Here is a 13,849-nt window from a genome sequence, read left to right as displayed (position 1 = left end):
TTAGTCCGGAAATTCCCGATTTGCAGCTAGTACCTTGCCCGCAAGGTAGAGTGATCCGGCAATAAGCACTGTGCCACCGTCCCGTGAAGGCAGGGTATCCAGCGCGGCGAGCAGGCCCGGCGCGGTGGACGTTTCAGCAACACCAGCATCCTTTGCAATCTGCTGCAATTCCTCCAGCGGCGCGTGGTCATGGCCTGCAATCGGCAGCGCGGTCACGCTGTTCAGATGCGGGGCGAGGGTGCTGAGGAACTGTCGCGCGTCCTTCGCGGCCATCATCCCTACTAGTGCATCGACGGGTTTTTCGACCTGCGCCAGATAACGCGCGATGGCCTCCGCCGCATCAGGATTGTGACCGCCATCGAGCAAGACGGAGCGACCATTTGCAGCTTCCGTCACTGGCCCCGCCGCCAGCCAATGCAGCCGCGCAGGCCAGCGCGCGGCGCGGATGCCGCTTGCCATAGCGTCCGCTGAAACCGTTACCGCATCCTGATGCCGCAGCATCGCCACGGCAAGCGCGGCATTGTCCGCCTGATGTGCCCCGGGCATAGCGGGCAGAGGTAGGGCCAGCTCACCCTTTTCGTCGCGGTAGGCGATACCCTGCTCGGAGCGAACCGCTTGCCAATCACGCCCGCGCATTACCAAAGGCGAGCCAGCCGCATGGGCGCTTTGGGCGATGCGATATTCGACTTCGGAAGGGTAATTCTGTGTCACCAGTGGAGAGCCGTTGCGTGCTATACCGGCCTTCTCGAAGGCGATCCGCACCAATGGCTGATCGGGTGAAGGGGCGCTTGGGTCCTTCTGCAGCAACCAGTCCGCATGGTCTACGCCAAGCGCGGCAATCCCGCAGGCGGCGGGCCGCCTAAGCACATTGGTCGCATCGAAGCGCCCGCCAAGCCCGACTTCGATCACGCAGGCATCGGCGGGCTCGCGGTGAAAGGCGAGGAACATGGCCGCAGTGGTGATTTCGAAAAAGCTGGCGGGCAGACCTTCGGAGGCGTCGAACACCTCTTCCAGCAGGCTAGCGAGCATCGCGTCGGAAATCAGCTCTCCGCCAACCCGGATACGTTCATTGTAACGCACCAGATGCGGCTTTGTGTGGACGTGAACAAGCTTGCCGTCGGCCTCCAGCATGGCGCGCAGGAATGCGCAGGTGGAGCCTTTTCCATTGGTGCCTGCAACGTGGAAAACCGGCGGTAAATCGTTCTGCGGATTGCCGAGCCGGTCCAGCAGAGTGCGGATCGTATCAAGCCCTATGGCTCCTTTGCCGGGCAAAGGCAGAGAGCCCAGCCGGTCCAGTTGCCGCTGTACCGCCGGATCATCGGATATGGCGAAGTCTTTCACCGGCGTATGCGCGACCTAAGCCGCCTTTGCGGGGCTCAAATACCCGAGCAATTCTGCCAGTGTCCCGCGCATCTCATTCCGGTGGACCACCATATCGACCATGCCGTGCTTGTGCAGATATTCTGCGCGCTGGAAACCTTCGGGCAATTGTTCGCGGATGGTTTCCTGGATCACCCGCTGGCCAGCAAAGCCGATCAATGCGCCGGGTTCCGCAACATGCACATCGCCCAGCATCGCATAGCTGGCCGTAACCCCGCCCGTGGTCGGGTCCGCCAGTACGACGATATAGGGCAGGCCGGCCTCGCGCAGCCGCCGGGTCATCACCGTTGCGCGCGGCATTTGCATCAGGCTCAGGATGCCCTCCTGCATCCGCGCCCCACCAGCGGCGGTTACGCAGATAAAGCCGCACTTCTCGTCCAGCGCCTTTTGCGCGGCGGCGATAAAGGCATCGCCCACGGCCATGCCCATGCTGCCGCCCATGAAAGTAAAGTCCTGCACGCCAACCACTGCCGCGCGGCCCTCGATCGCGCCATAAGCAGCGGTGAAGGCATCGGGGTGAGGATTAGCATCGCGCGCGGCCTTCAGCCGGTCCTTGTAACGCTTGGAATCCTTGAACTTCAGCGGGTCTTCAGTAACCCGCGGCGCGGGGAGAAGCGAGTATCCCTCGTCCAGCAATTGCGCCAGTCGTGCATCGGCGCCGATGCGGCCATGGTGATCGCATTTGGTGCAAACGCTGAGGTTCGCCTCATATTCCTGGAGGAACACCATTTCCTGACAGCGCGGGCATTTGACCCACAGATTGTCAGGCGTTTCGCGCTTTGTGCCGAACGGCAGACGTTCACGGACGCGGGTTAGCCAGCTCATTGCTTCTGTCTCCTTAGCCAGCGCCTATCGCGCATTATGGACCGCGTCTGCAAGCTTTGCGGTGAGGGCCTGCAAATGCTGCGGCGCATCGCTGCCGTATTTTTCGACTAGATCGATAAAGGCAGAGCCTACGACAACGCCGTCCGCAATGCGGGCGATTTCCCGCGCCTGGTCTGGTTCTCGCACACCAAAGCCGACCGCAACGGGCAGATCGGTGTGTTGCTTGATGCGGCGCACATTGGCCTCGATCGAGTCGATCGCCGCGCTTTGCTTGCCTGTGATGCCCGCCACGCTGACATAATACAGGAACCCGGCTGAGCCATCGAGCACTTGCGGCAGGCGCGCATCGTCCGTGGTGGGAGTGGAAAGGCGGATGGGAGCGATGCCCTTGGCGCGCAAGGCAGGGCCGAGATCCTCGTCCTCCTCCGGCGCAAGATCGACGCAGATAACGCCGTCTACGCCAGCAGCCTCCAGCGCGTCGGCAAACCATTCCGGCCCGCGCCGGATCATCGGATTGGCATAGCCCATCAGAACCAGCGGCACCTCCGGGTGGCGGGTGCGGAAATCGGTCGCGATTGTGAGCACATCGGCAGTCTTGGTGCCATTGCCGAGCGCGCGAATATTCGCTGCCTGAATGGCGGGCCCATCCGCCATCGGATCAGTGAACGGCATGCCGAGCTCGATAACATTCGCACCGCCTGCCACGAGCGCATCAAGATTGGCGTCGGTGTCGCCGTCGCCAGCGGTGATGAAGGCGACGAGAGCGGGGCCGTTGGAGAAGGCGGTGGAGAGGCGGTTAGTCAAAATCAATGTCCGGTACGTGTTTTGAGAAGAACGCTATCACTGTGGTCAGGGAAGATGCGGTTGTCGTGAAAGTTGCCGCCTCTACGAAAGTAACCGGTTCGTCAAAGAAATGCGCGAATGCTGCAAACCCGGCATAAATCGGCGTGGAGATAACGAAAGCCAACTTGGCTCGGCGTACGCTCCAATTCCTGATGAATCGACCAATGGTGCGGGAGAAAAACCTCTCCTCGTAGCCCTCCATCGGCAAGATTTTCTGTTTGCCCGTTTTGTTGGGCTTCAAATCTTCACTCCAGTGCATCAACCGGCTCTTCGTCATTCCGGCGAAGGCCAGAAACCATTCCTCCGCAGGCGCTGCCGAATAGACGGACTCCCGCCTTCTCCCGGGTAACGATGGTGCAGAGGCGGATCATTTCGCGGGCTTCCATAGTCCCGCCGCAATGGCGATCAATACTGCGATCCCGCCTGCGAATGGGGCAATTGCCGGAGCGGTGATCTCCAGTCCGCCAATGGCAAAGCCAAGTGCGGAAAGAATGAAGCCAATCGGCAGGCCGAAGAGGAAGAAAATACCCGCGCGGGCAGGAGAGAAGGTCAAATCTCCACCCCCAAAGCCTCAGCCACCGTAAAGATGTCTTTGTCCCCGCGACCACACAAATTCATCAGGATCGTCTGATCTTTCCGCATCGTTGGTGCGACTTTCGCCACGGCTGCAATTGCGTGTGACGGTTCCAGTGCCGGGATGATGCCTTCGGTGCGGCAGAGCAGTTGGAAAGCTTCCAGCGCCTCGTCATCGGTGCTGGAGGTGTACTCCACGCGGCCTGTTTCCTTCAGCCATGCGTGTTCGGGGCCGATGCCGGGATAGTCCAGACCTGCGCTGATCGAGTGGCCTTCGGTGATCTGGCCGTCTTCGTCCTGCAGCAGATAGGTCTTGTTGCCGTGGAGAACGCCGGGAAAACCGCCCGCAAGGCTGGCGGCGTGTTCGTCTCCGTGAAGGCCTTTGCCTGCCGCTTCCACGCCGAGCAGCTTGACTTCGGGATCGTCGAGGAAGGGGTGGAACAGGCCGATGGCGTTCGATCCGCCGCCGATGCAGGCCACCGCCAGATCAGGCAGCTTGCCGGTGCGTTCCAACATTTGTGCGCGGGCTTCCTTGCCGATCACGCTCTGGAAATCGCGGACGAGCTCAGGGTAGGGATGCGGGCCAGCGGCGGTGCCGATGATGTAGAACGTGTCATGCACATTCGCGACCCAGTCGCGCAGCGCCTCGTTCATGGCATCTTTTAGCGTGCCGCGCCCTGCCGTTACCGGCACGATTTCTGCGCCGAGCAGCTTCATGCGGAACACATTGGGCGATTGCCGCCGCACGTCTTCCTGACCCATGTAGACGACGCATGGCAAGCCGAAGCGAGCGCATACGGTCGCGGTCGCAACGCCGTGCTGGCCCGCGCCGGTTTCCGCGATAATGCGCGTCTTGCCCATGCGCATCGCGAGCAGGATTTGCCCGATGCAATTGTTGATCTTGTGCGCGCCTGTGTGGTTCAGCTCGTCCCGCTTGAACCAGACCTGCGCGCCCATTCCCTGCGGGGCAGTTTTGGCCAATTCCTCGGTGATCCGGGGCGCGAAATAGAGCGGGCTCGGGCGGCCAACGTAATGTTCAAGCAGATCGTCGAACTCGGCCTTGAAGGCGGAGTCGCCTTGCGCCTTGCGGTATTCCTTTTCCAGATCCAGCACGAGCGGCATCAGCGTTTCAGCCACATACCTCCCGCCGAACTGGCCGAAATGGCCGCGATCGTCGGGCTGGTTGCGGAAAGAGTTGGGTGTATTTTCGGTCATGCAGCAGCCTTTGCAGCAAGTGCGGCCTTGCAGAAAGCCCGGATTTTGGCGGTATCCTTCACGCCGGGCGCGCTTTCCAGTCCTGAAGACGCATCGACCAGCGGCGCGCCGGTGTAGCGGATCGCATCGGCTACGTTCTCGGCATTCAATCCGCCTGCCAGTCCCCACGGCATTGTGTGGTGGTAATTCATCAGCAGCCGCCAATCGAGCAACAGGCCGTTTCCGCCCGGCAGTGCGCCTTGCGCAGCATCATACAGCAGGCGGTGGGCGCTGCCTTTGAACCTTTGCGCCTTTTCCAACGCCGTCCGGTCTTTCACGCCGACGGCTTTCCAGATTTCCATCTTTGTCTTGTCTTTCAGCAGGCCAAGCCATTCGGGCGTTTCCGCGCCGTGCAATTGCAGCACATCTGGCTGGACATCCTGAAGAGCGATCGCGGTCTCCTGCGGCTGCATATTCACAGTCAGCAGCACGACCTTGACCTCTGCCGGAGCGCGTGCCCGCAGCTTTGCCGCATCGCCAATCGAAAGGTGACGCGGGCTAGGCTCAAAATGCACCAGCCCGATGTGAGTCGCGCCTGCATCCACGGCAGCGTCCACGGCATCGGGCGTGGTCAGCCCGCAAATCTTGATAAGTGTTTCCGGCATGGCCAGTCACCTAAATAGTGGTGCGCGCGATTGCCAGAAAAATGACGGCCTAGCGCAGGATATCTTCTTGCGCGCGCCCGCCAAGCGACCCATTGAAACGAACGGCCTCCACTTTACCATCTGCAATCGCATACTCGACCCCGAAAAATGCCGCCCCCCCATCGCATGCGATCGTAGGAAGACCATTCGAACGCATCCGCACCGGATTCGAACGCCTGAGCACTGGCAGGAAATTGCCGTATATCATGCGAGCGCCGTCACGCTGATATCCAATATATTCCCGGCGATAAGAAGACAGATCGACTGCGAAGGATGCTGATTGCCCCGCATTTTCGGTTGAGATCGATAGCAGGGTTGCGAGATCGCTTTCCAATTTGGTGATGTCTGCAGGCGAGGGCGTAAAAAATCCGCCGGTCGCCATCGGCGCATTTCTTGAACACGTTGCAAGCGTAGCTGCGCCGTGTTCCGGGTTCATCAAATCAATGCCCTCTGCCGGGATAGCTGTGATGCTGGCACAAGCCGATAATAGTGCGGCAGCGAATGAGAGTGTCATGAATTTATTCACAAGGTCCCTTCAATCTCCCGCGCTGCCATCAGCGGATCATCCGCGCGGCTGATCGGGCGGCCTATTACAAGGCAGCTTGCGCCGTCGTCGCGGGCCTGGCGCGGGGTGACGACCCGCTTCTGGTCGCCAGTTGCCTTGCCGCCGGGGCGCAGGCCGGGGACGACGAAGAAACCCTTTTTCCATTGGTCATGGACAGCCTTCACCTCGTGGCCGGAGCAGACAATCCCGTCCAGCCCGCTGGCCTCTGCCAATTCGGCAAGGCGCATGACCTGATCATGCGCGGAGCTGCCAACGCCGGTGTTTTGCAAGGCTGTGTCATCAAGACTGGTCAGCACGGTCACGGCGACCACTTTGCAGTCTTCCCCTGCCGCAGCTTTCGCATCCTCCATCATGGCGCGCCCCCCGGCCGCGTGGACCGTGACGATGGCAGGTTCCAGCACATGAATGGATTGCATCGCGCCCGCTACGGTATTGGGAATGTCGTGCAGTTTCAGATCGAGGAAGATCGGCAGTCCAAGATGCGCAATCTCATGCACGCCGTGATGGCCATGGGCATAGAAGAATTCCATGCCCAGCTTCACCCCGCCGATATGGCCTTTAACCTTCGCGCAAAGAGCCTTTGCCGCGTCGAGTTGGGGCAGATCGAGCGCGAGGAAGACGGGATTGCTCATCGGGGAAATCTACTCCGAAACGGGACGATGGGTAGAGCCTGTCGTCATGTCAGGATCGGCTTCCAGTACGGTATCATTGCTTGCAGGTTCGGGCGCTGATGTTTGCACAACGGTGTCCCGTTCCACTTCAGGCTGGGGAGGGGCAACTGGCGTTGCAGCCGCAGTGCGCGCAGCATTTTCGAGGCTGGCGATCTTCCGCTGCATACCCCATTTGCTGGCCCTGTGGTAAAGCCACATCGGCAGGAAACCGATGGCGAATGATACAATGACGATGGCCGGGATCTTGGTGTCGACTACAATCCCTTCCCAGATGCGCACGGTGACCGTGGGGTCCCAATTGGCGATCGAGAACAGCAACAGGCCGACCAGTAGCAGAACCCAGATTACAGTGCGGACGATGGACATACGGGATTCCCTGTGAGGACTGTGATTGCGGTAATGCTAGGCTGAAGACAGTGAATTGGGAAGGGCGAGGGCTATTCCCCGAAAACCCGCGCGAAAATCGTGTCTACATGCTTGAAATGATAGTCGAGGTTGAACTTGTCCTCCAGTTCCGCCGCGGACATTGCCGCGGCAACTTCCTCGTCTGCCTTGAGCAATTCGAGCAGCGACATCCGCCCGTCCGATTCCCACACCTTCATCGCATTGCGCTGTACCAGCCGGTAGGCATTGTCGCGGGTGATGCCCGCTTGCGTCAGCGCCAGCAGCACACGCTGTGAATGGACAAGACCGCCCATCTTATCGAGGTTTTTCTGCATCCGATCAGGGTAAACCAGCAATTTGTCGACCACGCTGGTGAGGCGGGCGAGCGCGAAGTCGAGCGTGATCGTCGCGTCCGGCCCGATGAAGCGTTCGACGGAGGAATGCGAGATATCCCGTTCATGCCACAGCGCCACGTTTTCCATGGCGGGCAGGGCGTAGGAACGGATCATGCGGGCCTGCCCGGTCAGGTTCTCGGTCAGGATCGGGTTGCGCTTGTGCGGCATGGCGGATGAACCCTTCTGGCCCGGGGAGAAATACTCCTCCGCTTCCAGAACTTCGGTCCGCTGAAGGTGGCGCACTTCGACCGCGAGACGCTCGATAGAACTGGCGACAACGGCAAGGGCGGCGAAATAGGCGGCGTGGCGATCGCGCGGGATTACCTGTGTGCTGACCGGCTCCACCGACAGGCCAAGCTGCTGCGCCACATATTCCTCAACGCTGGGGTCGATATTTGCAAAAGTGCCCACCGCGCCGGAAATGGCGCAGGTCGCGATTTCGGCGCGGGCCGTCACCAGCCGCGCACGGCTGCGGTCGAATTCGGCATAGGCCTGAGCCAGCTTCAGCCCGAATGTCATGGGTTCGGCATGAATGCCGTGGCTGCGACCGATGGTGGCGGTGTATTTGTGTTCCAGTGCACGGCGTTTGATCGCGGAGAGCAGGGCATCCATATCCTCCAGCAGCAGGTCCGTGGCGCGGGTGAGCTGGACAGCCAGCGTCGTGTCCAGCACGTCCGAACTGGTCATGCCCTGATGCATGAAGCGCGCTTCGGGCCCGACTTGTTCTGCCACCCAGTCAAGAAACGCGATTACATCGTGCTTCAGCACAGCTTCCTTGGCGTCGATAGCAGCAACGTCGATGCCCGGATCGGTCTTCCACCAATCCCACAGCGCCTTAGCGCCGCTTTGCGGAACCACGCCCAGTTCGGCCAGCTTCTGGGTAGCGTGCGCTTCAATCAGGAACCAGATTTCATATTTGGATTCCGGCTCCCAGATCGCTGTCATGGCAGGGCGGGCATAGCGGGGGACCATCAGAAACTCCGGATTTGGCAATGGGAAGGATTTGCAGGGCGGCTATTGCCTTCATCGACGCATTGCAAGGGGGGTAGCACATGCGAAGGTAACAGCGTTGGTGATAGGCGATCGGTTTCGTTTCGTAATCGCTGCCATTATGTTCGGCGCGGGATCGCGCTGCGAAGCTGACGCGCCGCTAGATTACGCCTTTTGCGCGCAGCGAAACATGGCCCTCGCGCCCGATGATGACATGGTCGTGGACCGTGATGCCAAGCGGCCTTCCGGCTTCTGCAATCGCCTGCGTGATGCGGATATCGGCGCGGCTGGGTTCGGGATTGCCGCTGGGGTGGTTGTGCACAAGGATCAGCGCCGATGCGCCGCAGTCAAGCCCGCGCTTGATGACTTCACGCGGGTGGATCGCGGCTTCGTCAATCGTGCCGTCACCCACGTGGTGATCGAGCAGCAGCCGGTTCTTTGCATTGAGATACAGCACCCGAACGCGCTCTATCGTAAGGTGGGCCATATCAATGGCGAGATAATCCATCAGCGCCTGCCAACTGCCGAGTACGGGCTTGTTCGAAACCTCGCTGCGAGCCATCCGCCGGGCTACGAGCGCTGCAATCTTGAGCTGGCCGACGCTGGCATCGGACACGCCCTTGATTTGTTTAAGCGCGCCTGGATCGGCATTCAATACGCCCGCCAAAGTGCCGAATCGCGCCAACAGTGCTTTTGCGGCAGGTTTCGTGTCGCCGCGCGCGAGTGCGCCGAACAGGAGATATTCCAGCACTTCGTAATCCGCCAGCGCCTCCGCCCCGCCGCAGAGCAGCCTTTCACGCAGGCGGGCACGGTGACCCGATGCCCCGTTCGGCGTGGATTTCGGAGGATTTTCTGTACCTTGCGCCATATTGGCCTCGCCCCTTTTGCACAGATTGCATTGCCTTTGCTGCGCGGCTCGCGCAAGGCTCGGTATGAAATGGTGCAAGAAGCCGTGAAGAAAGGGGAACCTGGTCCCCAAGGCAGGAAGCGCCGCCCGCTGCGAAATGCGCTGTGCATTTTTGCCATAGTTCTGGTGCTTGCGCTGCTGGTTACGTGGCTCCAACGCAAGGAAATCGCCGATACGCTGATCGCCGATACCTTGGCCGAAAACAACATCCGCGCCACTTACACTGTCGAGACGATCTCTCCGCAATTGCAAGTGCTGACCGATCTGGTGATCGGCGATCCTGCGCGGCCTGATTTGACCATAGAGCGGCTTGAAATCGGAATTATCCCGCGCTTCGGCCTGCCTGATCTCGCTGGTATTACCGTAGTGCGTCCTCGCATCTACGGCAGTTACCGCGAAGGCCATCTGAGTTTTGGCGAGCTTGATCCGTTGCTGTTTGGCGAAGATGATGCGGAACCTTTTTCCTTTCCCGATGCGCGATTGGTAATCGACGATGGCCGCGGACTGCTGGAAACGGATTATGGCCGCGTCGGGCTGAAACTGGCGGGTGGCGGCCATTTGCGCGGTGGTTTCCGGGCAGAGCTTGCCGCGACTGCAGAGGCGCTGACCTTCCCCGGCTGTACAGTGCGATCACCAACCCTTTACGGCGAACTGTCGATCGACGCTGAACGACCAGCTTTTGCCGGACCGCTGCGGTTCGCCGGGCTTAATTGCCCCGAACAGGACTTCGCCCTGAACAACGGCGCATTGCAGATTGCAGGTCAGGCCGAACGCAACCTGACCGATTTCGAGGGAACCTACAGCATAGCCACAGGGCGCGGATCGCTGTCGACCTCGCGCATGGCAAGCCTCGCCGGAGACGGTCGCTTCACATGGCGTGATGGTGATCTGAATGTTCTGTATGATGTGACCGCCAGCGGGCTGCAAACACCTGCGGCGGCTGCCAGTGAACTGGCGCTGGAAGGCCGCCTGCGAACACTCGAAGATTTTGCGCGGCTCGATGTGGAAGGCGATATTGCGGCCAACGGTGTTGCTCTGGGTGCAGATCTCGATGCGCAACTGGCATCTGCCATTACCGCAGCCGAGGGCACTTTGGCAGCACCCTTGCTGGTCAAGCTGCGCAGCAATTTGCCGCGCGCAATGCGCGGTGCCACGCTTTCGGCAACATTCGATGCGCGCATGTTCGGTGATTTGACCAGCGTTATCGTCCCGGAAGCGCGCCTGCGCGAGGCCAGTGGCGCGACCTTGCTTTCGCTATCACGCGCGCAGGTGGCGCTGGGCGGGCAGGGTCTGCCGCGCTTCTCCGGCAATCTGGCGACTGGCGGTGATGGCCTGCCGCAGATCACCGGACGTATGGAGCAGGGCGGCAACGGCGCGCTGGAATTGCGGCTGGCGATGCGGGAATATTCCGCCGGTGATGCACGGCTTGCGATCCCGCAGCTGATTGTTCTTCAAGGCCGGGATGGCAGTCTTGCGCTGGAAGGTAGGGCGCTCGCAAGCGGTCCGCTGCCGGGAGGATCCGCACAAGGCCTGGTTTTGCCGATTGATGGTACTATCGGCGCCAACGGCGCAATTGCGCTGTGGAGCGGGTGCCGTGATATCCGCTTTGACCGGTTGGAAGTGTCCAACCTCATTTTGGGCCGCCAGTCGCTTACTGTATGCCCGCCATCCGGTCGCCCGATCCTGCGTTACGACAACAGCGGTCTGCGATTGGCGGCAGGCGTGAATTCGCTTGATTTGTCAGGCGAACTGGCCGGCACTCCATTGGGGCTGCGCAGCGGAGCGGTAGGTTTTGCCTATCCCGGCGCTGTGGCTGCCCGTGATCTCGATATCGTGCTTGGCCCGGCAGACAATGCCCAACGCTTCACCATCACAGATTTGCGCGCCGACGTTTCGGCGGCGGGGATTGGCGGAGAATTTGCGGGGGCGGACGTGTTCCTCGCCTCGGTCCCTCTCGACATTCTCGGCGCAAATGGCAACTGGCGTTATGAGGATGGGCAATTCCTTATCAGCGATGCCGGGTTCACACTTCAGGACCGCGGTGGAGCGCGCCGGTTTGAACCGCTGTCCGCACAGGGCGCCGCTCTTGCGCTTGCCGACAATATTATCACTGCAGAGGCGCTGCTTCGTTATCCAGAGACAGGTACTGTCATTTCGGGCGTAAGCATGACGCATGATCTGGCCACCAGTACAGGCAGGGCCGATCTCGCGATTGACCGGTTGACGTTCGGCGAAGGCTTCCAGCCGCTCGATCTTACCCGCCTCGCGCTCGGCGTGGTCGCCAATGTCAAAGGCACGGTCACCGGCAGTGGACGCATCGAATGGAATTCAGACACCGTTACATCACGTGGTGAATTTTCCAGTGACGGGTTGGACCTTGCTGCTGCGTTCGGTCCGGTAAAAGGTGCCCGCGGCACGGTTGTGTTCACCGATCTGTTAGGTCTGACCACTGCCCCCGATCAGCGGATCGCTGTTGGCTCTATCAATCCCGGTATCGAGGTGACTGACGGCGACATCGGCTTCCAGCTTCTGAACGGGGAGCAACTGACTGTAACTGGCGCGAGCTGGCCCTTCATGGGCGGTACGCTGACCATGCGGCCGGTAGAAATCAACATCGGCGTGGCGGAAAGCCGCGCCTACATCATGGATATAGTCGGGCTGGAAGCCGCGCAATTTGTCGAGAGCATGGAGATGGGCAATCTTGCCGCCAATGGCACGTTTGACGGCACGATCCCCATTGTATTCGATGAAGGCGGCAATGGCCAACTTGTCGGCGGGTCACTGGTCGCGCGCGCGCCGGGCGGCAACCTCTCCTACGTAGGGGATCTGACTTATGAGGATATGTCTTTCTTCGCCAATTATGCGTTTGCGGCGCTGCGCGATTTGCGGTTCGATACGATGGACATCGACATGGACGGTCCGCTAACGGGCGAACTGGTCACGCGGGTGCGCTTCACCGGGATCGGACAGGGGGAGACGGCGGACAGCAATTTCGTCACCCGTGCTATTGCCAGAATTCCGATTGATCTGCGCATCAATATCCGTGCCCCCTTCTATCAACTGATGACTTCGCTGCGCGCCATGTACGATCCCGCTGCGCTTCGCGATCCACGCGATCTTGGCCTTGTGACGCGTGACGGGGTGCGACTGCGTCAGACCGTTGACCAGCAAACTGTCGACGAACAGGACGAAGCCGCCGCAGAGCAGGCGACGCGCGAACTTCTCGAATCCCTCGACATTAATGAACCCGCTATTCAGCAGCAGGAAAGCGAACCGTAGCTATGAGCCATATGAAATTGACGAAAAGTGCCTCACGCGCGCATACTGCCATTATGACAGGGGCAGGGCGCACGATGGCAGTGACGGCGATGTTGGGCGCGATCCCACTTGCCGGGTGCATCAATCTGGAAGCGCCCGACAAACCGATTGTGATCGAGCTTAACATCAACATCACGCAGGAAGTGATTTACCGACTGGCAGAAGATGCCGAGAACACGATTGATGAGAATGCCGACATTTTCTGAGCGGCAACCCGGAGCTTGAACGAATGACAATGCGCAAAACCCTGCTGACCGCTGCCGGCGCCGTGCTGGCCCTTGGCCTTGTTGCCGCGCCCGCAATGGCGCAGCGCGATCCCGCCTATGCCGCCGCCCGCGCCGCTGGACAGATTGGTGAAAAGATGGATGGCTACATCGGCATTGTCGGCGCCTCGACACCGGAATTGCAGCGCGTCGTGAACGACATCAACATCCGCCGCCGCGCCGTTTATGCGGAACGCGCGCAGGCCGAGAACGCGACGCTGGAAGAATATGCCTTCACCTCCGGTTGCCTGGCGATTGCCCGCACGTCGCCGGGTGAAATGTATCAGGCCCCGAGCGGTAGCTGGGTTCAGCGCGGTACCGGCCCGGCGCAGCGCGATCCGCGTTGTCCTTAGATCAATTGTTCTGACGGCGCATTTGCTATCATTTCGCCTCTTTTGCTCCGACATAACGTGCGAATTTTCAATCTCTTTTGAGAAAATTGAAAATTGTGAATTGCTCGGTCCTGTTCCAATCTAATTCACTGGGCCAGCCACCTCGCCCATGCCAAGTCGCTTCAAACAATTCCTCGTGCTCGATCACTGCCCCGCCAAGTTTGACTTCGACAACGATTCCTGAAGCGGCTGAGTGCATTGCAATTGTCAGTTCACCATCGCCAGTGGGTGTGAGCCAGGACTCTTTGAATGACCTTCGGAAGATCAGCCACCCGCCAGCGGACTGGACCATTTTGCCGTTCACGAGCGCGCGTTCCTGTGCCCATCCGAACCAACTGAATGCATTGTCGACGTAAAGCTCTGTATTTGCGAGTTGGTAGCGCCACCGTTGGCCGTGAATCTTCATACGTCTTTGATTGCACATGACGAATCCGGTCGCAAAGAG

Annotated in this window: 17 protein-coding genes; 3 read left to right on the top strand and 14 right to left on the bottom strand. The window is 60.2% G+C overall.

The window, feature by feature from the left end; genetic code table 11:
- The 13 genes from AB731_RS08655 to radC form a co-directional block, all read right to left on the bottom strand.
- Complete coding sequence (locus tag AB731_RS08655) at positions 1-1,341, bottom strand: bifunctional folylpolyglutamate synthase/dihydrofolate synthase (protein ID WP_047093447.1); 1,341 nt, start codon at positions 1,339-1,341, stop codon at positions 1-3.
- Between the two features lie 15 nt (positions 1,342-1,356).
- A complete protein-coding gene (gene accD / locus AB731_RS08650; protein ID WP_047093448.1) occupies positions 1,357-2,205 on the bottom strand; it encodes an acetyl-CoA carboxylase, carboxyltransferase subunit beta in 849 nt (282 codons plus the stop codon).
- Positions 2,206-2,229: 24 nt separating this feature from the next.
- Positions 2,230-3,009, bottom strand: a complete 780-nt coding sequence (gene trpA / locus AB731_RS08645) for a tryptophan synthase subunit alpha (RefSeq protein WP_047093449.1) — start codon at positions 3,007-3,009, stop codon at positions 2,230-2,232.
- Entirely contained in the window at positions 3,002-3,307 is a 306-nt protein-coding gene (locus tag AB731_RS08640; protein ID WP_156167416.1) for a hypothetical protein, read from the bottom strand. The genes trpA and AB731_RS08640 overlap by 8 nt, the downstream gene beginning before the upstream one ends.
- Positions 3,294-3,419, bottom strand: a complete 126-nt coding sequence (locus AB731_RS14315) for a hypothetical protein (RefSeq protein WP_269429521.1) — start codon at positions 3,417-3,419, stop codon at positions 3,294-3,296. The genes AB731_RS08640 and AB731_RS14315 overlap by 14 nt, the downstream gene beginning before the upstream one ends.
- A complete protein-coding gene (locus tag AB731_RS08635) occupies positions 3,416-3,601 on the bottom strand; it encodes a hypothetical protein (RefSeq protein WP_047093451.1) in 186 nt (61 codons plus the stop codon). Before AB731_RS08635 ends, AB731_RS14315 begins: the two co-directional genes overlap by 4 nt.
- Positions 3,598-4,836 carry a tryptophan synthase subunit beta gene (gene trpB, locus AB731_RS08630; RefSeq protein WP_047093452.1) on the bottom strand — a complete coding sequence of 413 codons (1,239 nt, stop codon included), beginning with the start codon at positions 4,834-4,836 and terminating at the stop codon, positions 3,598-3,600. Before trpB ends, AB731_RS08635 begins: the two co-directional genes overlap by 4 nt.
- Positions 4,833-5,480: a phosphoribosylanthranilate isomerase gene (locus AB731_RS08625; protein WP_047093453.1), complete on the bottom strand. Its 648-nt coding sequence runs from the start codon at positions 5,478-5,480 to the stop codon at positions 4,833-4,835. Before AB731_RS08625 ends, trpB begins: the two co-directional genes overlap by 4 nt.
- Before the next feature lie 49 nt (positions 5,481-5,529).
- Positions 5,530-6,033, bottom strand: a complete 504-nt coding sequence (locus AB731_RS08620; RefSeq protein ID WP_047093454.1) for a hypothetical protein — start codon at positions 6,031-6,033, stop codon at positions 5,530-5,532.
- A gap of 8 nt (positions 6,034-6,041) precedes the next feature.
- Positions 6,042-6,716, bottom strand: a complete 675-nt coding sequence (gene pyrF, locus AB731_RS08615; protein WP_047093455.1) for an orotidine-5'-phosphate decarboxylase — start codon at positions 6,714-6,716, stop codon at positions 6,042-6,044.
- Positions 6,717-6,725: 9 nt separating this feature from the next.
- Positions 6,726-7,121, bottom strand: a complete 396-nt coding sequence (locus AB731_RS08610) for a hypothetical protein (RefSeq protein WP_052768975.1) — start codon at positions 7,119-7,121, stop codon at positions 6,726-6,728.
- A gap of 71 nt (positions 7,122-7,192) precedes the next feature.
- Positions 7,193-8,506, bottom strand: coding sequence for an adenylosuccinate lyase (purB, locus tag AB731_RS08605; protein ID WP_047093456.1), 1,314 nt, complete (start codon positions 8,504-8,506; stop codon positions 7,193-7,195).
- Between the two features lie 178 nt (positions 8,507-8,684).
- Positions 8,685-9,392: a RadC family protein gene (gene radC / locus AB731_RS08600; protein ID WP_047093457.1), complete on the bottom strand. Its 708-nt coding sequence runs from the start codon at positions 9,390-9,392 to the stop codon at positions 8,685-8,687.
- A 69-nt stretch (positions 9,393-9,461) separates the two neighbouring features.
- Between radC and AB731_RS08595 the strand changes: the two genes are divergently transcribed.
- The 3 genes from AB731_RS08595 to AB731_RS08585 are packed head-to-tail and all read left to right on the top strand — an operon-like array spanning position 9,462 to position 13,365.
- The gene (locus tag AB731_RS08595) at positions 9,462-12,710 is read left to right on the top strand and encodes an intermembrane phospholipid transport protein YdbH family protein (protein WP_047093897.1); all 3,249 of its coding nucleotides are present in this window, start codon (positions 9,462-9,464) and stop codon (positions 12,708-12,710) included.
- 53 nt (positions 12,711-12,763) lie between these two features.
- A complete protein-coding gene (locus AB731_RS13810; RefSeq protein WP_231638889.1) occupies positions 12,764-12,955 on the top strand; it encodes a YnbE family lipoprotein in 192 nt (63 codons plus the stop codon).
- A 23-nt stretch (positions 12,956-12,978) separates the two neighbouring features.
- Positions 12,979-13,365, top strand: a complete 387-nt coding sequence (locus tag AB731_RS08585) for a YdbL family protein (protein WP_047093459.1) — start codon at positions 12,979-12,981, stop codon at positions 13,363-13,365.
- 67 nt (positions 13,366-13,432) lie between these two features.
- On the opposite strand, the gene AB731_RS08580 is transcribed toward AB731_RS08585, so the two are convergent.
- Positions 13,433-13,810, bottom strand: a complete 378-nt coding sequence (locus AB731_RS08580) for a hypothetical protein (protein WP_047093460.1) — start codon at positions 13,808-13,810, stop codon at positions 13,433-13,435.
- Positions 13,811-13,849 lie beyond the last annotated feature (39 nt).

Origin of the sequence: Aurantiacibacter marinus, assembly GCF_001021555.1 — a bacterium.
Taxonomy (GTDB): domain Bacteria; phylum Pseudomonadota; class Alphaproteobacteria; order Sphingomonadales; family Sphingomonadaceae; genus Alteraurantiacibacter; species Alteraurantiacibacter marinus.
This window is presented reverse-complemented; position numbering and strand designations above follow the sequence as displayed.